Annotated in this window: 21 protein-coding genes; 1 reads left to right on the top strand and 20 read right to left on the bottom strand. The window is 69.0% G+C overall.

Annotated elements, in window-relative coordinates:
- Nucleotides 1-6: 6 nt before the first annotated feature.
- On the top strand, nucleotides 7-1,323 hold the full coding sequence (locus tag ORK51_RS03995) for an NCS2 family permease (RefSeq protein ID WP_019182523.1): 1,317 nt from the start codon (nucleotides 7-9) through the stop codon (nucleotides 1,321-1,323).
- A gap of 34 nt (nucleotides 1,324-1,357) precedes the next feature.
- Here ORK51_RS03995 and bcsZ (ORK51_RS04000) read toward each other — a convergent pair whose 3' ends face one another.
- The 20 genes from bcsZ (ORK51_RS04000) to xpsF form a co-directional block, all read right to left on the bottom strand.
- Complete coding sequence (bcsZ, locus tag ORK51_RS04000; RefSeq protein WP_266084174.1) at nucleotides 1,358-2,512, bottom strand: cellulose synthase complex periplasmic endoglucanase BcsZ; 1,155 nt, start codon at nucleotides 2,510-2,512, stop codon at nucleotides 1,358-1,360.
- Nucleotides 2,513-2,604: 92 nt separating this feature from the next.
- Nucleotides 2,605-7,086, bottom strand: coding sequence for a cellulose biosynthesis protein BcsC (locus tag ORK51_RS04005; protein WP_266084175.1), 4,482 nt, complete (start codon nucleotides 7,084-7,086; stop codon nucleotides 2,605-2,607).
- Entirely contained in the window at nucleotides 7,068-8,231 is a 1,164-nt protein-coding gene (bcsZ, locus tag ORK51_RS04010) for a cellulose synthase complex periplasmic endoglucanase BcsZ (protein WP_266084176.1), read from the bottom strand. Before bcsZ (ORK51_RS04010) ends, ORK51_RS04005 begins: the two co-directional genes overlap by 19 nt.
- A 2-nt stretch (nucleotides 8,232-8,233) precedes the next feature.
- The gene (gene bcsB / locus ORK51_RS04015; RefSeq protein WP_172838049.1) at nucleotides 8,234-10,579 is read right to left on the bottom strand and encodes a cellulose biosynthesis cyclic di-GMP-binding regulatory protein BcsB; all 2,346 of its coding nucleotides are present in this window, start codon (nucleotides 10,577-10,579) and stop codon (nucleotides 8,234-8,236) included.
- Nucleotides 10,576-12,726: a UDP-forming cellulose synthase catalytic subunit gene (gene bcsA, locus ORK51_RS04020; protein ID WP_070426600.1), complete on the bottom strand. Its 2,151-nt coding sequence runs from the start codon at nucleotides 12,724-12,726 to the stop codon at nucleotides 10,576-10,578. The genes bcsB and bcsA overlap by 4 nt, the downstream gene beginning before the upstream one ends.
- 100 nt (nucleotides 12,727-12,826) lie before the next feature.
- Nucleotides 12,827-13,201, bottom strand: coding sequence for a hypothetical protein (locus ORK51_RS04025; protein WP_266084177.1), 375 nt, complete (start codon nucleotides 13,199-13,201; stop codon nucleotides 12,827-12,829).
- Between the two features lie 24 nt (nucleotides 13,202-13,225).
- The gene (bcsD, locus tag ORK51_RS04030; protein ID WP_026069674.1) at nucleotides 13,226-13,684 is read right to left on the bottom strand and encodes a cellulose biosynthesis protein BcsD; all 459 of its coding nucleotides are present in this window, start codon (nucleotides 13,682-13,684) and stop codon (nucleotides 13,226-13,228) included.
- 247 nt (nucleotides 13,685-13,931) lie between these two features.
- Entirely contained in the window at nucleotides 13,932-15,110 is a 1,179-nt protein-coding gene (gene pncB, locus ORK51_RS04035) for a nicotinate phosphoribosyltransferase (protein ID WP_019182531.1), read from the bottom strand.
- A 105-nt stretch (nucleotides 15,111-15,215) separates the two neighbouring features.
- Complete coding sequence (locus ORK51_RS04040) at nucleotides 15,216-16,052, bottom strand: glycosyltransferase family 2 protein (protein ID WP_266084178.1); 837 nt, start codon at nucleotides 16,050-16,052, stop codon at nucleotides 15,216-15,218.
- A complete protein-coding gene (locus ORK51_RS04045) occupies nucleotides 16,049-16,915 on the bottom strand; it encodes a glycosyltransferase family 2 protein (protein ID WP_266084179.1) in 867 nt (288 codons plus the stop codon). Before ORK51_RS04045 ends, ORK51_RS04040 begins: the two co-directional genes overlap by 4 nt.
- Before the next feature lie 115 nt (nucleotides 16,916-17,030).
- Nucleotides 17,031-19,232 (bottom strand): type II secretion system secretin GspD, encoded by a 2,202-nt coding sequence (gspD, locus tag ORK51_RS04050; RefSeq protein ID WP_070471697.1) that lies wholly within the window; start codon nucleotides 19,230-19,232, stop codon nucleotides 17,031-17,033.
- Nucleotides 19,233-19,241: 9 nt separating this feature from the next.
- Nucleotides 19,242-20,027 (bottom strand): type II secretion system protein, XpsN-like, encoded by a 786-nt coding sequence (locus ORK51_RS04055; protein WP_266084180.1) that lies wholly within the window; start codon nucleotides 20,025-20,027, stop codon nucleotides 19,242-19,244.
- Complete coding sequence (gspM, locus tag ORK51_RS04060; protein ID WP_266084181.1) at nucleotides 20,017-20,760, bottom strand: type II secretion system protein GspM; 744 nt, start codon at nucleotides 20,758-20,760, stop codon at nucleotides 20,017-20,019. The genes ORK51_RS04055 and gspM overlap by 11 nt, the downstream gene beginning before the upstream one ends.
- On the bottom strand, nucleotides 20,735-21,883 hold the full coding sequence (locus tag ORK51_RS04065) for a PilN domain-containing protein (protein WP_266084182.1): 1,149 nt from the start codon (nucleotides 21,881-21,883) through the stop codon (nucleotides 20,735-20,737). The genes gspM and ORK51_RS04065 overlap by 26 nt, the downstream gene beginning before the upstream one ends.
- Entirely contained in the window at nucleotides 21,880-22,743 is an 864-nt protein-coding gene (locus ORK51_RS04070) for a type II secretion system minor pseudopilin (RefSeq protein WP_266084183.1), read from the bottom strand. The genes ORK51_RS04065 and ORK51_RS04070 overlap by 4 nt, the downstream gene beginning before the upstream one ends.
- Nucleotides 22,740-23,378 carry a type II secretion system protein J gene (locus ORK51_RS04075; protein WP_070427527.1) on the bottom strand — a complete coding sequence of 213 codons (639 nt, stop codon included), beginning with the start codon at nucleotides 23,376-23,378 and terminating at the stop codon, nucleotides 22,740-22,742. Before ORK51_RS04075 ends, ORK51_RS04070 begins: the two co-directional genes overlap by 4 nt.
- Complete coding sequence (gene xpsI, locus ORK51_RS04080; RefSeq protein ID WP_070426591.1) at nucleotides 23,375-23,791, bottom strand: type II secretion system protein XpsI; 417 nt, start codon at nucleotides 23,789-23,791, stop codon at nucleotides 23,375-23,377. The genes ORK51_RS04075 and xpsI overlap by 4 nt, the downstream gene beginning before the upstream one ends.
- Nucleotides 23,788-24,273 (bottom strand): type II secretion system protein XpsH, encoded by a 486-nt coding sequence (xpsH, locus tag ORK51_RS04085; RefSeq protein ID WP_266084184.1) that lies wholly within the window; start codon nucleotides 24,271-24,273, stop codon nucleotides 23,788-23,790. Before xpsH ends, xpsI begins: the two co-directional genes overlap by 4 nt.
- 24 nt (nucleotides 24,274-24,297) lie before the next feature.
- Nucleotides 24,298-24,729: a type II secretion system major pseudopilin GspG gene (gspG, locus tag ORK51_RS04090; protein WP_019182542.1), complete on the bottom strand. Its 432-nt coding sequence runs from the start codon at nucleotides 24,727-24,729 to the stop codon at nucleotides 24,298-24,300.
- A gap of 48 nt (nucleotides 24,730-24,777) precedes the next feature.
- Complete coding sequence (gene xpsF / locus ORK51_RS04095) at nucleotides 24,778-25,998, bottom strand: type II secretion system protein XpsF (RefSeq protein WP_266084185.1); 1,221 nt, start codon at nucleotides 25,996-25,998, stop codon at nucleotides 24,778-24,780.
- Nucleotides 25,999-26,003: the final 5 nt, after the last annotated feature.

Genomic DNA, 26,003 nt, shown 5'->3' on the forward strand with positions numbered 1-26,003 from the left:
TTCGCGATGTCCCTCCCCGAACGCCTGTTCCAGCTGCAGCAGCACGGCACCTCCGTGCGTACCGAACTGCTGGCCGGCCTGACCACGTTCCTGACGATGTCCTACATCGTCTTCGTCAACCCGGACATCCTGGCCACCACCGGCATGGACCCGGGCGCGGTGTTCGTCGCCACCTGCCTGGCCGCCGCGCTGGGCTCGCTGGTGATGGCGTTCGCGGCCAACTTCCCGGTCGGCATGGCCCCGGGCATGGGCTTGAATGCGTTCTTCGCCTTCACCGTGGTGGGCGCGGCCGGCCTGCCGTGGCAGCAGGCGCTGGCGGCGGTGTTCATCTCCGGCCTGGTCTTTCTGGTGCTGTCACTGACCGGCGTACGCGCCTGGCTGGTGGCGGGCATCCCCGCTTCGCTGCGCGCGGCGATCGTGGCCGGCATCGGCCTGTTCCTGGCGATCATCGCGCTGCAGAAATCCGGCGTGATCATCGCCAACACCGACACCCTGGTCGCACTCGGGCCGCTCAACACCGCCCCGCCGCTGCTGGCGCTGGCTGGCTTCCTGCTGATCGCGATCCTGGAGGCACGCAAGGTGCGCGGCGCAATCCTGATCGGCATCCTGGCGGTGACCGGGGCGGCCTGGCTGCTCGGAGACGTGCAGTTCCATGGCCTGATCTCGCTGCCGCCGAGCCTGGCGCCGACGTTCCTGCAGCTGGACCTGCCGGGCCTGCTGCATCATGACGGTGGCGCGCCGATCGCGGTGCTGCTGCAGGTGGTGCTGGTGTTCGTGCTGGTGGAAGTGTTCGATGCCACCGGCACGCTGTACGGCGTGGTCGGTCGTGCGGGCCTGTTGAAACTGCCCGGCGCGCAGAAGCGGTTCGGCCGTGCCTTGTTGGCCGACAGCACCGCGATCGTGGCCGGTTCGCTGCTCGGGACCAGCAGCACCACCGCCTTCGCCGAAAGCGCCTCGGGCGTGCAGGCCGGTGGCCGTACTGGTCTGACCGCGCTGGTGGTGGCGGCATTGTTCCTGGCGGCGCTGCTGTTCTCGCCCCTGGCGGCAATGGTGCCCGGCTATGCCACCGCCCCTGCCCTGCTGTTCGTGGCCGGGTTGATGCTGCGCGAGCTGGTCGATGTGGACTGGGGCGACCTGACCGAATCGGTGCCGGCCGCGCTGTGCGCGCTGGCGATGCCGTTCACCTACTCCATCGCCAATGGCCTGGCCTTCGGCTTCATCGCCTATGCGGTGCTCAAGGCCGGCACCGGGCGCTGGCGCGATGTGCATCCGGCGGTGTGGCTGGTGGCCGGGTTGTTCGTGCTGCGCTACGCGCTGGAATAAGGGCAACGCACCGGCCGTGTGCCGGTGCGCGGAATCAGGCCCAGGCCGGCCGCAGTTGGCCGTCGGCGGCAAAGCGATAGCGGCCTTCGTACCAGCCCAGGGCAAACAGACTGAGTACCTGCTCGTAATAGCGCGGCGGCGCGGCGCGCTGCTGCTCCGGTGTCGGCAGCGCAGCGACCATTGCCTTGGTGCGTTCGGCCTCGCCCTGCGCCTGCAGGTACGGCACCAGGGCCGCCTGGAAACCGTAGTTGCCGGTGCCTTCGCGTATGCCGGTGAGCGTGTTGACCTTCTCCGGCATCGGCTGGCCCTCGCGCAGGGTGCTCAGTGGGCCGTGCAGCGCATCCAGAACCGAGCGGAAACTGGGATCGTTCACGGCGGTCATCCCTGCCCACAGATAACAGCGGATGGCGTCGTAACTGCCGAGCGGACCCTTGTCCGGATCGGCGATGAAGCTGCCGTCGCGCCACGCGGTCCAGTCCGGCGCAAAGCCGTGGGGTGCGGTATCGCGCAGCAGGCGAACGCTGTTGCCGATCACGGTGGTCCACGGCCCGCTCGGATCAAGCGCGGCGAAGCGGCGCAGCAGCGGCAACGGCAGGTAGCTGGGGTTGAACCGCCACGTGTCTTCCGTCGCAAATCCTTTGGGCCCAGGCATCAACATCGTGCCCAGGCCCGGCACATCGACCAGCTCCTGCACCTGGATCGCCGCCAGCATCGCTTCGGCGGTCTGCCGCAGCGCCGGCCGTTTCCACAACCGCGCTGCCTCGTGCAGGGTATAGGCCAGCCAGACATCCGAGTCGCTGGCGGGATTGTCGTCGAGCACCTTCCATGCATTGGCCGTGGTGTCGCGCCCCCACAGCCAGGCGGGCAGGCGCTGGGCCATGCTGCCGCCGGCGAGGTTGTCCTCGGTCCAGCGCAGGAGGCGATCGAACAGCGGCTGATCGTTGTCCACCAGCGCGAAAAACAGCGCGTAGGACTGGCCTTCGGAGGTCGAACGCTGGTCGGCGTTGTTGTGGTCGACCATGCGCCCGTCCGGGGTCACGCTGGAGGCACGCATCACCTGCCAGGCCGTCCACGGGCCGGGCCCGCGCGCCGGGCCGTTGGCCGAGCAGGCCAGCAGCGGAGTAACGGCCAGCGCCTGCAGCAGGCGGCGGCGCATCCGATGGAACGATGGGGATTCAGTCACGGACATCAGCCTCTTCGCAGCGGGACCTGGCAAGCCTGCGGGACGCCCGCGGCCAGGTAAAGCCTGGCAGCGGGCCGGTCATCAACGCATGACGGTAATCATTCACCCGACGCGTACGGCGAGCGCAGCGGCTGCGGCTGCTTGCCCAGCCCGGCGCCGAGGCGGTCGAGCAGGAAGCGCAGGTACAGGCTGGTGCCGAACTGCCGGTAGTCACGCGCGTTGTTGAACTCCATGCGCCCGCCCAGGAACAGCTGCGAAGACAGCTGCCATTCAGCCGCGGCGCTGAGGTTGTAGGACACGCCGGTCTTGGTCTGGCCGGTATAGACCGGGTCCACGTACTCGGTGGTCAGTCCCAGCAACGCGGCCATCGAGGCGGCCTCGTAGGCAGCCTGCTGCATCGCCGGATCGGTCGGGAAGTACGGCGCGGCGTCTTCCTTGAAGTGCTGTACGCCGACGCTGGTATCCAGCTGCCACGCCACGCGGCCGCTGGAAGTACGCCCGTTCCAGTGCACCGGGAAGCCGACATCCAGATAGCGCTGCGGACTGAAGTAACCGCCATGTCCGTAGGTGAAGCCGCTGAGGTTGCGGTCGTACTGCATCGCGGTCAGGTTGAGGCCGGCGGTCAGCGACTGGTTGTCGGTCTCCAGGGCGTGCACGTAGACGCCCACGCCGACTTCCTGGCGATCGTTGTCGGCCACGTTCTCGCCTTCCAGGCGATGCCAGGACGCGCTGGCGTAGCCGCCCAACTGACCGTTGTCGACGGTCGCGGCGAGCTTGGCGCCGCTGGCGGTCACCCCGCCCCAGCGCAGCCCGTTGCGCCCGTCTTCCACGCCGGCGAAGGACAGCAGGCTGTCGGTCACCGCGCGGCGCGAGGCTTCGCCGGACCAGGTCAGCGCATCGCCGATCTGACCGCGGTAGCCGATGCCGCCGACGATCTGCGTGTCATCAAAGCCGAGCGGCGTGCTGCCGACATCGGCGCGGAAGCCACCCCGCTCATAGCCCACCGAGACACCGGCGCCGCTGGCATCCTGGGAGCTCATGCGGCGCGCGCCGGCGGCATTGGCCACCATCGCGTACAGAGTGTCCTGGAACGCCTGCGGTGTCTGTGAGCCACCGCCGCCCTGGGCCAGCGTCTTGAGCTGGGCCTGCTCGGCCGCGCTCAGCCCGCGCACCAGGCCGGCATTGCCCAGCACCTGGGTGGCGATGTCGCTGATCGGGGTATTGGCCAGATCACGGCTGAGGATGTAACTCGGCAGCGGATCGGCGAACAGCAGCGCACGTGCGGCAGCGGCCCGTTCGGCCTGGGTGAGCGAACCGTCGGTCTGGTTGAACAGTTCCTGGTAACGACCGTTGTCCAGCGCGCGGTCGTAGATCAGGTTGCGGGTCGCGTTGCTCTCGCCACGGGTCAGCAGCGTCTGGTACAGCGACGAGCCGACCAGGTCATCGACCGGTGTGCGGTCAGCGGCCAGTGCACCGGCCAAAGCGGCCTGCGGGCCACCCCCGAAGCGGCTGGCACTGGTGTATTCCGGATCGGGGCGCCCGGCATCGAGCACGGTCGGGGTGATTGCCACCTTGAGCTTGCCGTCGCCTACCGCGAACTGCCCTTCCAGCGGCACCTGCAGGTCATCGAGCTGGCCCATGCCGGCTTCGCCAGCGCGGGTGCGATACGCCGCGCCGACCGCCAGGCTGCTGCTGTTCTCGGCCTTGAGCGCGCGCAGTTCATCGAGCACACCGTTGCCGGTGGTGGCTGGCGGCAGCGGACCAAGCGCGGTATTGCGCGAGGCGCGCGTCGCACTCGCCTGGCTGGGCACCTGGCGCGAGCCGGGCACCGGCAACGGCAGGGCGACACCGCCGCTGGCCGCAGCCGTGGCCATGACCGGTTCCGGCAGGCCATCGGCATCGATTACCGGGGTGACGCTTGCCGGGCCCAGGCTCATGCCCATCGCCGGGCCGGCGTCCATCGGCAGGGGTTCGGCCGCCAGGCGGGCAGTCGCGGCCGGCAGTGGCAGACCACCATCGCGCAGCGCTGCGGTACGGGTGCCACCGCCACGGTTGAGACCGGCGAACGGATTGAAGCTGCCACCGCTGGCCAGCATCGCGGTGCTGGCCTGCGGGTAGCCATTGTCGAGTTGGCCGCTGCCCTTCGCGGCGGCGGCCAGCGACGCGCGGAAGTAGCTTTCGGCGCGGCGGTTCTTGCCGGCCGCGCGATACACGCGCCCTGCCGCCGCCAACACATCCGGCGATTCCGGGGCCTGCTTCAGCGCGCGCTCCAGATACTGTTCGGCCAGATCCATGTCACGCATCGCCGCGGCACTGCCCGCGGCGGCAACCATCGCATCCAGATCGCCCGGTGCCAACTGCAGCTGCTGCTGATACAGCGCCAGGGCCTGGCCGTTGTCGCCCGCGGCGGCATACAGCCGTGCCAGCGCGGCGATATTGCGCGGGTCCTGCGGGCGCTCGGCCAATGCCGGGGCCAACACCGCGTATGCGCCTTCAAGATTTCCAAGCTCCCGCAGGGCATCGACCTGGCGCAGCACGTAACCGCTGCGCAGATCGTTCAAGCGGGTCTGCTGGCTGGCCGAGAGCGGCACGTCGGCGAGCTGGCGCAGGATCGCGGCGACCTCGCCATCGCGACCGGCGCGCAGCAGCACCGAGGCATATTCCAGGCGGTTGTCGACGCTGGGCGAACCGCCTTCGATCAGGCGCTGCGCGAGCACGAGGGCGCGCTGCTGGCTGCCGATGTCGGCGTAGGCACCGGCCAACGCGGCCACGATGGCCGGGTTCTTGACCCGGTCACCGAGTGCGGCTTCGGCGCGGGCCAGCAACAGCTGCGCTTCGCCGCTGCGCTGGCGCTGCATGAGCGAGCGCGCCTGGGCGGCCTGCACCTGCACCCACGCGGTGTCGTGCAACGCGGTCATTTCCGAATCACGCGACGCGGTGGGAATGCGTTCCAGCAACGCATACGCGCGCGGCCAGTCGCTGTTCTCCTGAGCGAACAGGGCCTGCGCATACAGCGAGGTCGCCGAGCTGTCGTCCAGCGCGCGCAACCCTTCGATGACACCGTTGGCCTGGTCCGGACGACCCGCGCGCGCGTACAGGCGCGCCAGTTCCAACCGCAGCCATGGGTCACGCGGCTGCACCAGCAATGCATCTTCCAGCTCGATCTGCGCCATCTCGATGCTGCCCTCGGCCAGCGCCTGCTGCGCGCGGGCACGTGCCAGGTTGGCACGCAGCACCGACTGGCCGCCGGCACTTTCCTGCTGGGCCGGGGTCAGCCGGTCGAACAGGGCGGCCGCTTCATCGGCGCGGCCAAGACGACCAAGCAGGCCGACCAGGCCCTGCAGCGCACCGGCATTGCCGGCATCCAGTTCCAGTGCCTTGCGGTAGCTGCGTTCGGCCGCGGCCGGATCGCTCCCGCTCTGCAGGTCGGCCAGCGCGACGTAACCCGCAGGCTCCTTCGGCTGCAGCGCAATGACCTGCTGCACCCGGGCGATGGCATCGCCGCTGGGCTGGCGACGCACCTCCTGCAGGGTCAGCCAGTACCGCGCGGCATCGGCCGCGCTGCGCCATTTGCCGTTGATCGCAGCCGCCGGGCGCAGCAGTTCATTGGCTTCGCCGAAGCGCTCCTGGCGCAGACGCACAGAGCCCAGGCCACCGAGTGCCTCGGCATCGCGCGGACGCGCGCGCAGCACCTGGGCGAAACGGGCTTCGGCCTGGGCCAGGTTGTTGCTGTCCAGGGCACGGAAGCCCTCGCCCAGCAGCCGCTGGTTCGGGTCCTGCGGCACCGGGCGGCTGGCGATGGCCTGTTCACGCAGCTGCGCCTGCTTGGCCGCCACCTCGCGATCATTCGGCACCACGTCCAGGAAGGCCTGGTACAGCGGTGCATCGGCGGTGGTGGCGTTGAGCCACAGCAGCGCCTGGCGCCAGGCCGCACGCGCGGGGCCGGCGGTATCGGTGGCCTGGCTGAGCGTACGCAGCTGGGCGATGCCCTCGCGGCGGGTGGGCTCGCGGTAGGTCAGCACCTGGGCCAGCGCCAACTTGGCCGGGTTGTTGTTGCCGGTGGCGATGCGGCGCAGGCCATCGCGCGCGCGCGTCCAGCCTTCCGGCGTACCGGCCAGCACCTGGTAGTACTCCAGCGCCAGATCATTGGGCGGACCGCCTGCGCCGAAGGCCTCGTCATAGGCACGTACCGCTTCGACATAGCGACCGGCCGCCGCCGCGCGACGCGCGGTCTGCAGCTGGTTCCCGCCACCGCCACCGCCGAGCGCCATGCGCAGGCGCGTGGTCTGCGCCGAGGACGGATGACGCGCCTGCAGCTGCTGCAGCCGCTTCTGCGCCTCGGCACGGCGGCCCTGGTTGAGGTCGATCAGGCCCAGGCCGAGCAGTGCATCGGCCTGGTTGGGGTCGGTGGCCAGCAGCTTGCGCCAGGCATCGGCGGCCAGATCCTCGCGGCCCTGGTCCTGCCAGTAGTTGCCTTGGCTGACCAGCTGCTGCGTCGACGACGCGTTCTGCGCGAAGGCCGGCACGGTCAGCACGCACAGGCCAACCAGGCAAAGAGGTGTCAGGGTCTTGCGGAACATGGCGAACTCCACGCGGGCAGCAGTCGCCCATCGGCAGAAAAACGGTAGCGGCGATCCATCCAGCCCTTGCCGAACAGCACCAGGGCACGATCGTAATAGTTGAGGGTACCGGCGGCGGGAATCCGCGCCAGCTGCGCCTTGGCCAATGCGGGCTGGCCAAGTGCACTGAGATACGGCAGCAGGGCGGCGGCAAAGCCCGGTGACGGCGTACCGGTGCCCACGCCAAGCCGTGTGTCGATCTTTTCGGCAAAGCCGCTCTGCGCGCGCAACATCGATGCCGGCCCAGACAGGCCATCAAGCAAGGTGCGCCGCAACGGATCGGCCGGATCGGTCATGCCTGCCCACAGATAGCAGCGGATCGCGTCGTAGCTGCCGATCGCGCCCTTGCCCGGGTCGGCTACGAAGGCCTTGCCGTTCCAGGCGATCCAGTCCGGCGCGAACCCGACCGGCGCACTGGCACGCGTCATCGCCACGCTGCGTTCGGCCAGCCGCGTCCACGGGCCACGTGCATCGACGGCGGCAAAACGACGCAGCACGAACAACGGCAGGTAACTCGGGTTGAGCGTCCAGCGGTCGGCCTGCACGAACCCGCGGTTGCCGGGCAGCAGCATCGGGCCGAAGCCGGGCAGCTCGACGAATTCAGCCGTGCGCATCAGCGCCAGCGTCTGCCGGCCGGCTTCGACCAGCCCCGGCCGTTTCCACAGGCGGCCCGCTTCAAGCAGCGCGTAGGCGATCCACAGCTCGCCATCAGCGGCGGTGTTGGGGTCGAGCACGCGGAACTGGCCATCGGCGGCACGCCCCCACAACCACGCAGGCAGATTGAGGTCGGCACGGCCGCGGCACAGGTGGCGGCGGGTCCAGGCCAGGATACGGTCGAACAGCACTGGATCGTTGTCCACCAGTGCGAAGAACAATCCGTAGGACTGCGATTCGGAGGTGCTGCGCAGGTCGGTGTTGAGATGATCGACTACGCGGCCATCCGGCTCGATATGCCGATCGACAAACGCACGCCACTCACGCCACGGCGTGCCGCAGGCCTGTGCCAGAACGTCGAGCGGCAGCACGGCGGCAGCACCAGCGGCCGCCATCGCCTGCAGGAAGCGACGGCGCGCAGGCGCCGGCGCGGGGACGGACGGGTCGCGCATGCTCAGCCGGACATCCCGATGCGTGCCCTGGCGTTGCGCCTGAGCAGCCAGCGCGCGATCAGCGCCAACAACAGGCAGGCCAGGCCGACGAGGGCGCCGAGCAGCAGCGGGCTCTGCGAGAAGTACCAGCGCAGCCAGGTCAGCGGCGGCAGGTGGCCGACGTAGTAACTCTGGTTGCCGGCCAGGCTGCGCACCTTGTCCTTCTGCAGCAGCACCACGCTACCCTGGAAATCGCGCAGGCGGTCCGGATCAAACCATGCTTCGAACAGGCGGTTGACCTGGGCCGGGTCGTCGGCCATCACCGCGATCACACTGCGGCCCTTGCGCAGGGGCGACTCGAAGCCCATCAACACGACGTCGCCGGCATCCGGACGCACGGAGACTTCGGCCGTGGTGGGCAGATCGGTGCGGCGCGCATCCGGCGACAGGAACGAGGGCATGCGTTCGAACACCCAGTCCGAGAGCTGCACGCGGCGCGACTGCCCCGCCTCGCCGATCGGCAGGTGCGCCGCCCATTCGCCGAACAGCGGCTGGCTGCGGCGCGAGCCCAGCACCACCAGGTCCTGGTCGGCGTGCTCGCCGACCTGGCGCGCGGCGATGATGCGGTTGCGCAGCGCCGGGTACCCGGTCGAGGCACCCATGCGGCCGAGCAGGGTCAGCACGTTGCCGACGTCATCGGCGTTGGGGTTGTCCGGCAGTACCAGCACGGTCTCGGACAGATCGGCCAGGCGCGTGAACGGGTAACCGGCGTTGCCGAAGGCGGCCAGGTTGGGCATCGCCATGTAATGGTCGAAACCGCTCAGGTCGATGCTGGTGTCGCCATCGATCGCCGCGGAGACATCCGGGAAGGTGTTCTTGCACTCGGCTGCCTGGGGGCGGTCGAAGAAGAAGTGGAAGCGCAGCTGGCTGTTGGACGAGAACGGTCCGGTCGGCAGCATCACCTTCTGCTGGATCGGCATCGCGCCGGGTGCCTTGAGCTTGTTCCACACCATGTCCGAGACCGAGCGCGGTGCCGGCCGACCGTTCAACGGAAGGGTGGTAACGAAGGCGTCGTTGATGCTGATGTTCAGCGCCGACTTGTCCGCCCCTTCGGGCAGTGTATAGCGGTAACGCAGGTCCAGTGGAATGCCGTCGCGGCGCCACACGAACAGATCCGGCGGCAGCTGCAGGCCGATGCGGATCAGGTCCGGGTGGTAGCCGACGACGTTCAACTCGCTGGTCTGCCGCACCAGTTCGGACACGCGCACGGGTCGGTCGCTGGGAATCCAGTTCGGCGCGTCGTACGGCTTGCGCGGCGCGATCTCCTTGAAGTCCCCGATGCTTGCGGTCGGGCCGGACAGCGGCGCGCCCAAGGTCAACGCGGTGGCGGCGATGCGCAGTTCGGCATCATCGCGACCCAGCACCAGCAGCAGCTTGCCGTTGGCATCGTTGGGGTTGGCGATCACGGCCAGGGTCGGCCCGCTGATGTCGGGCAGCACCAGGCCGGCCGGCGGATTGCGCGGGGTGGCCACGACCACCGCATTGCCTTCCATGGGCACCGTATCGATCGAGGCCGGGAACAGCGCGCCACGGTAACCGGCCAGTGCGCCGAACCACGACGACACGATGCCGGCCGACTGCAGCAGGCCCTGCCCCGGCTGGCCGGTGAACACGAACGGAAGTTCCAGCCGGTTGGTGTCGCGTGCGTCGAAGAACGGCACCGGCAGCAGCGACAGATCATTGGTCAGCTGCAGCGGCGCCCAGCCCAGCTCCAGGTAGCTGGCGCTGTCGATGTTGGCCCACAGGCTGGTGTGATCGGGATCTTCGCACTCGCGTGTGTAGTGGCCGATCAACTGAAGATTGATGCGGTTGTAGTCGATGATCATGCGCGGGTCGATATCGATATCGCGCTCGATCATCCGGCCGGCCTGGTCCACCGGCGTCGGCAGGGTCGCCACGGTGACGTCATTGACGGTCACCTTCAGGTGCGACAGGTCTGGCAGCAGCGCTGGCGAATAGCTGTATTTCAGATGCAGCGATGCGCGGTCCACCACCTGGTCGTTGCGGATCGAGAACGGCACGCCGGCCGTGCCCTGGATGCCGCGCAGGGTGATCTCATAGTCGATGCCGAGCTGCTTGAGCGTGGAGCGGCTCTGCCGGGTCCCTGCAGCCGGCGTGGCGGGCATCATCGCCGCCGGCGCGGCGTCTGCCGGGGTGGTCGCTGGCACGGCAGCGGGCGCTGTCGCGGGCACGGGCGGGCTCTGCGCATAGACCGCCCCGCACAGCAGGGTCAGGGTAAACGCCACCGCTGCGGCGGACGGGCGCGGCAGGCGCACCGGGCGGAACAGGGAACGGTGACGACGGGTCATGCGGAATCTCCGGTGCGCGGCGGCGTGGGGGCATCCTTGCGGCCGCCCGCGAAAACGAACTGGCCCAGGCGGTGGAAGCCGCGCATGCTGGCCTTGAGGACGTCAGTGGTGGAACGCAGGAAGGTGTCGCGGTCGTGGCGGCCCCACAGCTTCACCCAGATGTCGGCACGGGCGAAGGTGGACGTGACCAGCCAGCGCTCCTGCTCCAGGCTCAGCTCACCGAACTGGATGCTGATGCCCTGGTCGTCGCGGTCATGCCGCACTTCGGCCGGCAGCCGCTGGCTGCGCTGGCGATGAGCCAGCTCGACCTCCACGCGCGTGCCCGGCTGCACCGGCTGTGCCTGGTCCAGGCGGATCGCCATGCCACCGGTGGAGAAGTTCAGCGTGCGGCACGGCAGCGCCTGGCCATCAGGCAGGTGCAGCACGGCGCGCATGTTGAGCGGCACCCGGTGCGCGCGGCGGATCTGGCGCTGCTCGCTGGAGGTGGCGATCACCGCCCCGAGCATGATCATGTTGTAGACGGTCCACCCCAGGTTCAACCAGATCGTATTGACCTCGCCACTGGTCTGGGCCATCACCATCCGCACGATGCCGGCGATCACGCCGGCCAGGTTCAACAGCAGCAGCAACAGGTACGGGCGGGCGATCTGCGCATCGAAGTAGCTGCGCTGCACCAGGCCGCCCTTGGCGGTGACGTTGAACTTGCCCAACTTTGGGTTGATCACGGCCATCAGGGTGGGGCGCAGGATGTACCAGGCCAGCGTGGTCTCGTATACCTCGTTCCACAGCAGATGGCGGTGCTTGCCCTGCACGCGCAGGTTGGTCAGGTTGGCCATCACGATGTGCGGCAGCGCGTAGGCGAGGATCATCAGCGCCGAGGCGTGGATGACGTGCGCACCGAAGAACAGGAAGGCCAGTGGCGCGGTCAGGAAGATGATCCGCGGCAGGCCGTAGAAGAAGTGCAGCATCGCGTTGGTGTAGCAGAGCCGCTGCACGAAGCTCAGGCCCTTGCCGAACATCGGGTTGTCCACCCGCAGGATCTGCGCCATGCCGCGTGCCCAGCGGATGCGCTGGCCGACGTGCGCCGACAGGCTTTCGGTGGCCAGGCCGGCCGCCTGCGGCACCGGGATGTAGGCGCTGCGGTAGCCGGCACGGTGCAGGCGGATGGCGGTATGCGCATCCTCGGTCACCGTCTCGATCGCCACACCGCCCACTTCCTCCAGCGGAGCACGCTTGATCACGGCGCAGGAACCGCAGAAGAAGGTCGCATTCCACTGGTCGTTGCCGTCCTGCAGCAGGCCGTAGAACAGCTCGCCCTCGTTGGGCACGCGGCCGAAGTTGCCCAGGTTGCGTTCGAACGGATCGGCCGAGAAGAAGTAGTGCGGGGTCTGCACCACCGCCATCTTCTCGTCGTGCAGGAACCAGCCCATCGACATCTGCAGGAACGAGCGGGTCGGCATGTGGTCGCAGTCGAAGATCGCCACGTACTCGCCACTGGTCTTCTTCAACGCCGCATTGATGTTGCCGGCCTTGGCGTGGTTGTTGTTGGTACGGGTGATGTACTGCACCCCGACTTCTTCGCAGAACGCGCGGAACTCGTCGCGGCGGCCGTCATCGAGCAGGTAGATGTTGAGCTTGTCGGCCGGCCAGTCCAGCACGGTCGCGGCGAGCACGGTGGTACGCACCACCGAAAGCGGCTCGTTGTAGGTGGGGATCAACACGTCCACGCTCGGCCACAGCGACTGGTCTTCGGGCAGCGGCATCGGCTTGCGGTGTAGTGGCCATGCCACCTGGAAGTAGCCCAGCACCAGCACGACGAAGGAGTACACCTCGGCGGCCACCAGGCCCAGGCCCAGGGTGAGGTCGACGAAGCTGCTCATGCCCATGGTGTCGGTCAGGCGCCAGTACATGTAGCGCGTGGACATCACCAGCGACAGCCCCATCAGCACCAGCGGGATCAACCGGTTCTCGCGGTTGCGCAGGCACAGGGCGATCAGGAACACCACGGCCGAGAACAGGAACTGCTGGCCGATCTCCATCGGGACGGTAACCACAAAGGCCAGCAGCACGGCGCCGCCGACCGCCAGCGCGAGCAGCGCCAGGCGGGCCAGAATGGCATCCCCTCTCGGGGTGGATGACTTGCTCATGATGTTCCCCCAACACGGCCGCAGATCGCGGCATCCCCTTGCATCAGCCGGTCCCGTTGCCGCACCCGGCTGGGCGCGACGGACGATCACCGACTACGTTTCAACCCTGGCGCAGCCGGCTCAGCGGGCTGTGCCCCGGCGTGGCGCTACGTGCCTCCGCCAGGCGCTGGAACAACTGCTCCAGCGGTGTCTTGCGCCCCGGTGCGGCCGTGGCCGGCGTCTCCACGGTGGTCGCCTGGGCCGGCGTGGTCACCGGCGTGGTCACCGGCGCGAGAGTGACCGCGGGCGGCAGGTTCGTCGCGGCCGGAATCGGCGGCGGCACCTCATCGCGCGGCTTGGCCACCGTGCTCACGCGGGACTGGCTGTGGGAGAAATCCCGGTAAGCGCGCGTGTCATCGCGATCCCCCAGGCGGTTGAAGAGACCAGCCACGTCGTCGTGGCTCTCGGCATCGGCAGGTTGCTGAAACTTGCTCATGGCACCATCGAAAGGGGGAGAGGGTCAGAACACACGCGACAGCGTGTAGGTAGCTACATCGGGATGATCACTCTGCAGATAGCGCACATCCAGCACCGACATCATCCCGGCGGCCCGGAACCACTGGCGGTACACACCTTCCAGAAACCCAGTGTCCCACCCGGCCCGGGCGCCGAGGACGGCTGACAGCGGCGAGGCGGCGTGGTGGATGCGGACCTGTTCGGGGGCTTCCTCGAACACGACCTGCCCCCATTCCGTCGAGGACCACACCGCATTGGCCGCCTGCTGCAGTTCATCCAGTGTGGCGACCGCCGGCAGCGCATGGTCACGGCCGAAGCGCTCACCGATACGCGCCATCAACCGCGACAGTTCGGCATCGGGCAACGCACTGTCGAACTCTTCGCAGAGCGCCAGCAGGAAGCCGCGCCACTGGCGTGAGCACGCGTGGGTCCGGTAGTAATCGAGCAATGCTGATGACTTCATGTGGAAAGCCTAGACGAACCACGATGCAGAGGCGGTATACGGGCAATTACCGGCATCGATGTCGGTCAAAAGTGTGAACTACGCCTCACAATATTGTGGCACATCTGGCTTTCCTGCATAGCGAGCGCCCTGCGTCGCTTCCTGACCCGCCGCGTCACCCGCCACCGCTTCGCTGAACGGATGTGCGTACCGGGCCGCCCCGGCGCCGGAGCCGGACGGCGGCCAAGGGTGCCACCCGGTGCCGGGGTCAGGCCTCGGCCGGCAGCTCGAACACCTGCCGCAGGTAGGCCAGGTACCCCGGGTCATCGCACATGCTCTTGCCCGGCGAATCGCTCAGCTTGGCGACCGGCTGGCCGTTGCAGCGGACCATCTTGATCACGATGTTGAGCGGGGTCGGGCCCAGGTCGTTGGTCAGGTGGGTGCCCACCCCGAAGGCCACCTGGCAGCGGCCGCGGAAGTAATCGAACAGCTGCATGACCTTTTCGATGTTCAGCCCGTCGCTGAAGACCAGCACCTTGCTGCGCGGGTCCACGCGGCGGCTGTGGAAGTGCGCCAGCATGCGGTCGCCCCAGGTGAAGGGGTCGCCGGAATCATGCCGGACGCCATCGAACAGCTTGCAGAAATACATGTCGAAGTCGCGCAGGAAGGCCTCCAGGCCGACCACATCGGACAGCGCGATGCCCAGGTCGCCGCGGTACTCGCGTGCCCACGATTCCAGCGCCGCCACCTGCGAATCGCGCAGCCGCGGGCCGAGCGCCTGGAAGGCCTGCAGGTACTCGTGGGCCATGGTGCCGTGCGGGGTCATGCCGTACAGGCGGGCGAAGTGCACGTTGCTGGTGCCCACGAACTGCGCGCCCAGCGCATCGCGCAGCATCGGCAGCATGCGCCCGTGCCACTCGCGCGAGTAGCGCCGGCGGCTGCCGTAATCGGCGATACGGCACAGCTCGAAACCGGGCGTATCGCGCAGCAGCGCGGTCTTGGCCTGCAGGCGGCGCTCGCCCTCGCTGAAGTCCGAATCGGTGGTATTGCGGAACCAGACCTCGTTGATGATCGCCAGCAGCGGCACCTCGAACAGGATGGTGTGCAGCCAGGGGCCGGTGATGTCCAGCTCGATCTCACCCGGGACGGTGGCCGAGGGGCGCAGCGCGATGTACTTGCGGTCCAGGTGGAACAGGCCGAGGAAATCGGCGAAGTCCGGTTTGACGAAACGCAGGCCGCGCACGTAGTCCAGCTCTTCGGGGCTGAAGCGCAGGCTGCACAGGTGGTCGATCTCGGCGTTGATCTGGTCGATGAACTGCGCCAGGTCGATGCCCGGGGTCCGGCACTTGAACCGGTATTGCACCTGCGCGCCGGGGTACTGATGCAGCACCGCCTGCATCATGGTGAATTTGTACAGGTCGGTGTCGAGCAGGGACTGGATGATCATGCAGGGGATTATGCGCCTGCCAGGGGGTCCGACCAACGCCCGGCCCCTCCGGGTGGAATGCGTTCCCGGCACGCATCGCGCCTGGGCGCATGCGATGCGCGGGCGCTACCGGCGCCGCAGCAGGCGCGGGACCTGCACCAGCGCGTGCGCCCAGATCGCGCCCCACACCGCGCAACGCACCGGCCAGGCACGCCGTGGCGCCTCGAATTTCTGGAAGTACCGCCACAACCCGCGATGCTTGTGCCACTCCACGAAGAATGGCCGCGCGCGGCTGGAGACGCCGCGGACATGGGTGACCTGCAGGTCGTTGGCGATCGCGATCACCGCGCCGGCCTCACGCGCGCGGCGGCACAGGTCCAGGTCCTCGGCGTGCAGGCGATAGCCGGCATCCCAGCCGCCGATCCGGTCGAACAGCGCACGCGGCATCAGCAGCAGCGCGCCGGACAGGGCCGGCACGACCTGCAGCGGCTGGCGGCGATCGACCGGGATCGCCAGCTTGCCGCCCTGCCCCGGGCGGCGCAGCATCGCGGCGAAATCCGGGTCACGGCGGCGCACCGCATCGTCGGGGCGGCCATCTTCGTCGACCTGTTCCACGCCCAGCAGGCAGTCGCCCAGCGGCAGCGCGCGTTCGCGCAACAGGGCCAGGGTATCGGGACCGACCATCAGGTCCGGATTGATGAAGGCCAGCCACGGTGCCTGGCTGTCGGCCACGCCCTGGTTGTTGGCGGCGGCGAATCCGGGGTTGTCCGGGTTGGCGATGAAGCGCACCCGCGGATCGGCGCTGGCGTGGCGCTGCACGATCTCCAGGGTGCCATCGGTGGAATCGTTGTCGACCACGCGGATCTCGGCGATGTCGCGCGCCTCGCGCAGGCGCAGCAGGCAGGCATCCAGCGTGCTGGCGCTCTGGTAGCTGACGATGATGGCGGCGATGGCAGGACTCAAACGGGCGGCTCCGGGGCGGCAGTGACAGGCGGCGCGAACAGATCGCCCTGCGCCTTGGGCATTATCGCCTGCCGGTGATGCTGCTGCAGATCGTGGCGTGCCTGCTGCAGTGGGTCGGCCATCAGGAAGCCCGCCAACCGCGGCGGCCAACCGGGCCAGCGCGTGGCGAGCGCGTCCATGTCGCCCCCGCCGGTCACGCCTTCGGCCACGCGGGCGACGAAGGCGGTCTCGCACAGCGCGTTGCGCCAGCCGAGCCCGGCCATGCGCAGGCTCAGGTCGATCAGCGCGGCATTCCACGAGGCATAGCTGTGCATGTCCAGCCCGCCGGCCCTGCGCCGCGCATTGCCGCGCAACAGCACTGCATGGGTCACGGCACACGGCAACTCCGGATGCAGCGGCGGCATCGCCGCGCAGGCCTGCGCCAACGGGGCCAGATCCAGGTCATCCGGTAATGGGTTGATTTCCCCCAGGCGCGGCCAGGCCGCCGTCTCGCCGGCGTTGCACCACGGCGTGGCCGAGCCGATCGAGGCATCGCGGGCCAGGCAGGCCTGCAGCTGCTGCAGCCAGCCCGGTGCCGGAATCGCGTCCGGCGCCAGCACCACCACATCGGCCCCGGCGCAGGCAGCCAGCATTTCATCCAGATGGGCCACTTCGCCGATGGCGCGGGCACGGCGGGTGTACTCGGCCTGCAGCGGGGTGTGCGTGAGCCAGTGCTCGATCACGGCCTGGGCCCGCGGCCCGGCCTGGCCATCATCGGCCAGCCAGATGGCGGTCCCCGGCGCGGTACCGGCGTCCAGGGCAGCCAGGCAACGGTCCAGCGCGGCATCGTCGACCCCGATCGGCAGCAGGACGACCGTGCTCATGCGGACCTCTGCGTACTGCCGTCTTCGCCGTGTCGCTGTGTCATCGCGGGCTCCCCTGGGCGGGGCCAGCGTAGCAAGATCGGCCCCTGCGGTGACAGCCGGGGCCGGGAAGCACTCAGCGCTTGCCCTTGTGCTCGGGGAACGGCTCCATCGCGCGGAAGCGGCTGCTGTACTCGTCGGTCAGGTTGCGCGACTCCTGCGCGTTGCGCACGATGGTCGGGGTCAGCAGCACGATCACTTCGGAACGCCCGGACTTCTTCGTCTTGCTGCCGAACAGCGCCCCGATGACCGGGATCCTGCTCAGGCCAGGCACACCATTGGCGCCATCATCGTCGGAGTTGGTGATCAGCCCGGCAAGCATGATGGTGTCGCCACTCTGCACGGCTGCTTCGGTGGAGATCTTGCGGGTATTGATCGGCGGGTTGCAGGTGGTACGGGTCGGGTCGCACCCGCTCGGGATCGCGCCGGCCGAACTCACCTCCTGCACGATATCCAGAAACACCACGCCATCGCGGGTGATGCGCGGGCGCACCTTGAGGATCACGCCGGTGTCCAGGTACTGGACCTGGCTGTAGGTGTTGTCGCCGCCGATGCCGGTATTGACCGAGACCGAGTTGATCGGGATCTGGGTGCCGACGTTGAGGGTGGCTTCGGCGTTGTTGCGCACGAACAGCGACGGCGTCTGCAGCAGCCGCAGGTTGCTGACCTTGTCCAGTGCGCTGACCACGGCGGCGGCATTCTTGCCGAGGAAGGTCCAGCCCACCCCGCCATCGCCGACGGTGCCGGAGATGCTGCCCCAGATCGAGCGACCCAGAGCACTGGGCAGGTCGATGCCACTCTCGGTCTTGCCGGTGGTCACGGCCTGTTCGAAGAACCAGTTCACGCCGTAGCTGAGGTCACCGGTCAGCGCGACCTCTGCGACCTGCGCTTCGATGTGCACCTGCATCGGCATCACGTCGAGCTTCTCGATCACTTCGCGGATCGAGCGCCAGGCCTGCGGGGTGGAGCGCACCAGCAGGGTATTGGTTTCCTCCACCGCCGAGACGCCGACCGTATCGCCCTGCACTTCCAGGCTGAAGCTGGCGTTGCCGGACTGGCGCTGCGGCAGGTTCATCGTGCCATCGCCCAGCCCGCCGCGGCTGCTCCCCGTGCTGCTGCCGGTGTTGGAAAAATTGCCGTTGGTGTTGTTGTTGCCATCGCGGCTGCCGATATCCATCGGCGAGGCGCCCGGCGCCAGCGAACTGCTGCCACGGCCACTGCGGCCATTCTCGTTGGCGAAGGCTTCGGCCAGGCGTTCGGCCAGGTCCTTGGCCTTGACGTAGCGCAGTTCATAGGAGAACAGCCGCGCATTGCCGCCGGCGGTATCGATGCGGTCCAGCCACTGCTGGATCTGGTCCAGGTAGCGCGCCTGCGGGGTGATCACCAGCACCGCATTGGCATTCTCCAGCGGCAGGAAGCGGAACATGCCGGCGCTGGGCGTCTTGCTCTCCTCGCCGAACACTTTCTCCAGATCGGCGGCAACCTGTTCGGCCTTGCCGGACTGGATCGGGAACACGCCCACGGACATGCCCGAGAGCCAGTCCACGTCGAAGATCTCCACCGTGCGCAGGTAGTTCTCCAGCTCGCTGCGGGTGCCGCCGAGGGTAATCACGTTGCGGCCGTTGTCGACGTTGACGATGGCATTCGGGCGCGCGTACGGCTCCAGCACCTTCTTCATTTCGGTGGCCGAGATGTACTGCAGCGGCACCACCCGCACTTCGAAGCCGCGCGCATTGGCCGGCGACGCCGTGCTCGGCGAGACCGTACCGGCCAGTGCCTGGTCGGCGGGCACGATGTTGTAACGGCCGGCGCTGTAGACCATGCGCGCGTTGTTCCAGCCCAGCACCATTTCCAGCAGGTTCAATGCCTGCGCCGAGGAGACCGGCTTGGGCGTGGCCAGGGTCACGGTGCCCTGCACGCCCGGCGCGATCACATAGTTCTGGCCCAGGAAGTCACCGAGGATCGCCTTGACCACCGCGTGCACCGATTCGCCTTCGAAGTTGAAGGTGGCGTTGCCGGTGGAGGCATTGCCCAGCGACGGTTGCGGGGCGGCCGCGGCACTGCGGTTGATCATGGTGCCGGTGCCACGGCGGATCACCGCCTGCGGGGTGCCGGCGCTGCCCAGCGGCTCGGCCTCGACGCCTTCACGGGATCCGTCACCGGCGACCACCTGGTGGCTGTCGAGCACCGCATCGCGGCGTACCTCCGGCGCGGGCACGGTGGTGCAGCCCACCAGCAGGGCGACAAGGAAAGACACGGGAAAAAGGCGCAGGGTCATGCTGTCACTCTAAGGGTTGTGGCCGGAGCCGCCCGCGGGCGGTTGCTGCGACTGCTGTTGCTGTTGCTGCTGCAATTGCTGGCGACGCGCCTGGATGCGCTCGCGGATCGCCTTCATGTCGGCTTCGCTGGGACCCTGCGCGTTCTGCGCGGGGGCCCCCGCATTCGATGGCGTCGCTGCCTGCGGCGCAGGTGATGCGGCCGGCGCCGGTGCGGGCATCGCTGCGGCGCCATTGATCGGGCGCGCGCCGGCACCGGCCGGAGGCACCGCGGTGAGCGGCGTAGCGCCCAGCACCGTCGGTGGTTCACCGCCCTGCCCATTGAACACCGGCAATTCCAGGACCTGCGTGCCACCGGGGCCACTGACGGTGGCGCGGCGCGGTTCCAGCGCGAGCAGCTGCCAGCCGTTCACCGCTTCACCATTCAGGCGCAGTCGCAGCGACTGGCGCTGGTCGGTGGTCAGGATCGCCATCCCGAAACCCGGTGTAAGCAGCACGCCGGTCAGTGAGACGCTGCTGGCGGTGCCCTGTTCGGTGCCACCGAGCAGGTACGGGCGCGGTTGGCGATCTTCGGCGAACAGCGGGCGGGCGCCGATCTGGGCATAGGTGCTGGCCGAGCTCATGCGCTCGGGCGCGGCGGGAGCCAGGTGGGGCAGCGGCGCAGGACCCATATCGCCGTCGGTGGCCGGCGCGATGCGCTGGCCCAGGCCGAACAGCGTGGCGATCCAGATCGCCAGCGCCCACAGGGCGATGCCGCCCAGCCACCAGGTCCGCAGGCCAGCTGCTTCAAGCTTCATGCTGGGCCTCCCCGGCAGCGTCCGGTGCGGGCGCGGGCTCGGCTGCATCGCTGGGCGGGGCCGCATCCGGGCCGCCGTCCTGCCCGGCATCCTGCCCGGACGGCGGTGGCAGTGGGGCCGGCGCGGGCGCGTCAGGTTCCAGCGCTGCGCCCGGGCGCAGATGACCGACCAGTTCGAAGGACACATCCAGGCCGGTGCCGGTTTCGCTGGGCGACTGCTGGAAGCGCTGGGCGAGCAGGTTGAGGTTCTCCACGAACAGGCGCGGGCTGCCGGTCTCCAGCGTGTGCAGCACGGCCGCCATTTCCGGCACGCCGCAGCGCAGGCGCACCTGCAGGGCCACACGCGGGAAAGCAGCCTCGCGGTTGGCATCGGGCAGCGGGGTGCGATTGCTGATCGTGCAGCTGCGGTTGCCCGGGCTGGCCGACGCCACCGCATCCTGCAGGCGGCTGGAGAGCGCCGCGGCGGCCGATTCGGCAGTGGCCTCGCGCAGGAAGCCAGGGCGGCCCTCCAGGGCGGCCTGCACCTCGCGCAGTTGGGTGGCGATCTGCCCGCGCTGCGCCAGCTGCGCATCCACGCGCTGTTGGCGCTCCTGCACGGCGGCGATGTCGGCATTGATCGCCAGCAGGGGGCGGGTCAACCACGGGTGCACGAGCACCAGGTACGCCACGGCGATCACCGCCAGCAGCAGGCCCAGCGCGAGCCAGCGATCACGGCGCGTCGGTTGTGCTGCCATCGGCAACCTCCTTCGCGGGCGGGGCCGCACCGGGCAGCGGCTGCAGCTCGGCCGTCAGCGTGAAACGGTCGCGGCCGCTGGTTGCCCCATCGGCCTGCAGCACGCCGGTCAGGTTGACCTTGCGCCACAGCGGCGAGTCCTGCAGCAGCGGCACCAGCTGCGAGGCTTCGCGGCTGAGCCCGATCAACTGCAGTGTGTTGCCTTCGATCGAGAGTTTTTCCAGATAGGTGCCATCGGGCAGCAGGCGGGTCAGCTCGTTCCACAGTTCCACGGTACTGGCATGCTCGCCGCGCCGGCCTTCCAGGAACGCGGCGCCTTCGACCAGGCTCTGCAACTGCTGGCGCTCGGCCGCGACCCGGCGCGCATCACGCGCGGCGTCATCCACCTGCGCGCGCAGCTGGTCCGCTGCGGCCTGGCGGTTGTCCAGCAGCTGGTGGCCGGCCAACGCGAGCAGCACGATCGTGCTCGCGGCCAGGAGCCAGTTCCAGCGTGCCATCGGGTCGCGATAGGGCTGCCGCTGCGCCAGCGGCAGCAGGTTGACGTCGAGCGGCCGGCCAGCGGCATCCACTGCATCGACGCCGGCCACCGCCTGTGCCCATGGCCCGGCCTGCTGCGCCCACTGGTCCAGCTGCGCGCGCGGGATCACCACCAGCTCGACCTGCAGCTGGCCATCCGGCAAGGCCCCGAGCTCGCGCACGTCATAGCTCACCTGGCTGGCATCGAACGGGGTCTGCCGATCGATTTCGAATCCGACCACATCGCGCAGCCGCTCGGCGGCGGCCGCCGGCAAGCGCAGCGGACGGCGCAGCACGCTCCCGACCGGCAGCAACCAGTGCCGGGGCAGGCTGCGCAGGCGCGCATCGAGCACGCCATCGAGCGCGGCGGGCGGGACCGGCCACGGCAGCTCCACGATGGCCTCGATCTGCTCGCCGGTCTGTCGCTGCAGGCGCAGTAACTCGCCCTCGCGCAGCAGCAGCAGGCGCGAACGCGACCAGCCCATCGCCCATTGCCACCGCACCGGCAGCCAGGCCAGCAACGACTGCCGCCACCAGCGCAGGCTGCTGCCCACGCCGGGCGACACGCGCCCGCGGGCCCGCACCAGACTGTCACGCCATGCCGTCATCTTGCTGCCATTCCCTGTTCCCAGCGAAGTACTGTGTATGCCGTTCCCGGCGTGCCTGCCGACCCCATCCTCACCACGGCGCGCAGTACCGATACCCGGCCGCGTTCGTCCGTGGCGCGACTCTCGATACTATAGGTGCCACTGCCACCTGCAAGCGGCGCGACCGGCAATCCAGCTTCATCAGCGGCCGCTGCGCGTTCGCGTTCGGCCAGCAGGCGCTCTGCATCCAGCCCCAGTGCGGTCAGCACCGGGCCTGCGGCAACGCGCGGGTCAGGCCGTGCCTGGCGGCTGTACAGGGTCAGCATCGGCTCCATCCGCGCATACAGGTCCGCCTCCATGCCGAGCACGCGCTGCAGCTCGCCGACCGTCTCATAGCGCGCGTTGCGTGCGCCGTAGGGCAGCCCGGCGGCAAGGTAATCGGGCGTCTCCGCGCCGCCACCGGGCTGTTTGAGGCTGTCCGCGTCACGCCAGTCGACGATGGCGCCGGCCAGCTGCTGGGCGCGCCCGGGCTCCTCCCCCATCGCACGCAGGAACGCGTTGAGCAGGCTCACGTCGGCCAGGTTCAGATTGATCTTGCCGTTCTCATCGAGGATCGTCAGATCGATCCGGCGCGTATCGAACGTCCACCGGTAGCGGCGGCCATCGGCAACCCAGGCCGGCTGGGCGGCGCGCGGCTGCAGGCGGTGCAGCGCGTACTCCAGCCCTGCGCGCGCATACTCCTGCCCGATGGCATCGTCACCGATCACGCGCTGCTGCATGTGCTCCACGCGCGCGGTCAGGGCGAACGCGCCGACCACCGCGGTCAGCAGGGCGATCAGCCACAACACCAGGACGAGCGCGGCGCCACGTACCGGCCTCATCGGCGATCCCCACGTGACGGTGGCAGTGCGGCGATCATCGGCGGCCAGGCCGGCCCCTGCAGCGGCACGATCTCGATCGAGACCAGCAACGGCAGGCGGCGGGTGTCATCCCAGCGGTCCAGCCACGGCGTCAACTGACCGGTGCGCGGGTCGGTGCCGCGATAACGGAAGCGCACCTCGCGCAGCTGATCGGCCAGCATTTCCGGCGGGCGTGGCGGATCTTCCTCGATCGCCTCGCCGTTCTGCAGCAGGGTCAGCGCGACCTCCAGCTGCTCGGCGCCCGCGGCGTGGCGGACCTGCAGCTCGTGTGCATACGGCCCGCCGCGACCCAGATAGCCCGGCAGATCCGAGACGAACAGCATGCGCTGCGGCTCGCCCATGAAATACACCGGATCGCGGGTCGGGTCCGGCGGGGTGGTCGCGATCACCAGTGCGGTGGACAGGCGCCGCCGCAGGAAACCTTCCACCGCGCGCATGCGCTCGTTCTGCGCGGCCATGCGCTCGCCGCGTTGGCTGATGGCCATGGCCGAGCGCACCGTGGCGAAGGCCAACGCCAGGCCGCCGACGAGCAAGGCGGTCGCCAGCAGGATTTCGATCAGGGTGAAGCCGGCGGCCCGGCGTGCGCGTGCTGTCATCGTGGTGCGCCCGGCACCGGCGGCAACAGGCGCAGGCTGCGCCATTGCAGCTGCTCGCCATTGCCCTCGCCCCAGCGTACCTGCAGGGTGATCTGTGCCAGGGTCGGGCCGCCAACGTCCACCGTGACCGGACCGGTAGCGCTGCGGGGCTCCTGGTAGGGCGCCACCTGCAGTTGCCAGCGGTACCGGCCCTGCTCCCACTCTCCCTGCGTGCTGCCTTCCTGCAAGGGGCTTTCCACCCCCGTGCTGGCCAGCAATGATTGCGCATACAGTGTCGCGCGGCTGCGCACGTCGGCCTGCCCGACCTGGCGCGCCGCGCCGGACAGGCTGCCCAGCAGCAGGGTCAGCGCAAGCGCCAGCAGCGCGAAGGCGATGATCACCTCCAGCAGCGAATACCCACGCTGGCGCCTCATCGGCCCTCCCGGCGCGGGCCGGCACGCACTTCGCCGGTGATCCAGCCCACGTGGATGTCCCAGGCTGCGCCCCGCGTGCTCACTTCGATGGTGCCGCCACTGGCGGCGCCGTCGGCGAAGAAGGCGATCGCGCCCTGCCCGGGTGCGGCACCGAGCTGGCCGGCGCCACGGAACCGTACATCCAACGCGGCCGGAATCTGCCCGTGGCGGCCGTTGGCCGCCTGCCACGTCCGCGCACGCGGGTCGATCACGAAGCGCTGGGTCTGCCCGGTAGCGATCGCCTGGGTACGCGTGTAACGCAGCTGGGTGGCGATTTCCTTGCCGGCATTGCGCAGGCGCATGCCGTCGATGCCGCCGTTCATCGCGGTGGCGGTGACCACGCCGATGATGGCGATCAGCGCGACCACCAGCAGCATCTCCAGCAACGACAGGCCACGCGCATGCACGCCCGTGGGCACGCGGCGCGGCGGTCTGCTCGGCATGGACCACAGTGCTCCCAATGCCGATTACTCGTACCGGATGTCCGCGTCGTAACTGCTGCCGCCCACCTTGCCATCCTTGCCCAGGCTGATCAGGTCGTACGGCTGGCCTTCGCCCGGGACGCGGTACTCCAGCGCGTGGCCCCACGGGTCGTTGAGATCGGCCGGCTTGGCGTACGGACCGAGCCAGCCGGCACTGCCGCTGGGCTGGGTGACCAGATCCTCCAGCTTGGCCGGCAGCTTGCCGGTGTCCAGCTGGTAGTTGTCGATCTTGCCGGCCATGGTCTGCACCTGCGCCTTGGCGATGTTGGCCTTGCCACGGTCGGCGCCGCCGAGCACTCGGCTGCCGACCAGGGTCAGCACCGCGCCGATCAGCACGATGACGATGATGATTTCCAGCAGGCTCATGCCGGACTGGTGGCGCGCGGAAGAGAAGCGGGTCAGGCGGCGGCGTTGCATGTGGCAGGCTCCTTGCATCGAATCGTAGGGGTGTTGACCAGCGGCCGGTCAGCCGATGGCATTGGTCAGGTCGTACAGCGGCACCAGCACGGCCACGATCACCAGGCCGACCACCGAGGCCAGCACCAGGGTGATCACCGGCACCAGTGCCGACAGCAGACGGTCGATCGCGCGCGCGCTTTCCTGCTCGAACGTATCGGCGGTCTTGAGCAGCATCGTATCCAGCGCACCGGATTCCTCGCCGACCTGGATCATCTGCAGTGCCAGCCGCGGAAACCGCTTGCCCCGCGACAGCGAGGCCGACAGCCCGTTGCCATTCTTGACCTCGTCGCTGGCGGCATCCACGTCGGCAGCCAGCGCGCGGTTGCTCAACACATTGCGCGCGATGCCCAGGCCGGACAGCAGCGGCACACCGTTGCGCAGCAGCGTGCCCAGCGTGCGGGCCAGGCGTGCGGTCTCCAGCTTGCCCAGCAGCGGGCCGATGCATTTGCGCTGCAGCAGCCAGCCATCCACGGCCAGGCGCGCGGCCGGTTGCCGCAGCCGCCGTTCCACCGCCAGCGCGATCACGGCCGGCACCACGATCATGATGAGCCAGCCTTCGCGCACCACCAGCCCGGCGGTGAGCACCCACTGGGTGAACCAGGGCAGCGCGACATCCAGGCTCTCGTACATCAGCGCGAACTGCGGCACGACGTAACCCAGCAGGAACAGCAGCGCACCGCCAACCACCGCCAACAGGATCGCCGGGTAGATCAGCGCGTTGATCACGCGCCCTTTCAGCTCGGCGCTGCGCTCGAGGTAATCCGACAGTCGCTGCAGGGTGTCATGCAGGCTGCCGCCGGCCTCACCGGCGCGCACCATGTTGATGTACAGCCGGGAGAACAATCCGTGCTGGCGTTCCAGCGCGATCGAGAGTGGTGCGCCACCGCGCACGATGTCGCGGATGTCGGTGATGACGCGGCGGGTACGCTCGTCTTCGGGCAGCTCCAGCAGGATGCTCAGCGCGCGGTCCAGCGGCTGGCCGGCACCGAGCAGCGTGGCCAGCTGCTGGGTGAACTGCACCAGCGCGCCGCCATCGAACGGCTTGCGGCGCAGCAACGCCAGCCACGACGACGCCCCAGCGGCACCCTCGCTGGCCAGACGTGCCTCCATCGGCATGTGGCCCTGGTCCTGCAGCCGCGCGGCGACCTCCGCTTCGCTGGCTGCCTCCATCTGGCCATCGAACAGTTCGCCGTGGGTATTGAGCGCCTTGTAGCGGTACTGGGGCATGCTCA

It is taken from the genome of Stenotrophomonas sp. RIT-551 (assembly GCF_026241915.1).
GTDB lineage: Bacteria > Pseudomonadota > Gammaproteobacteria > Xanthomonadales > Xanthomonadaceae > Stenotrophomonas > Stenotrophomonas bentonitica_A.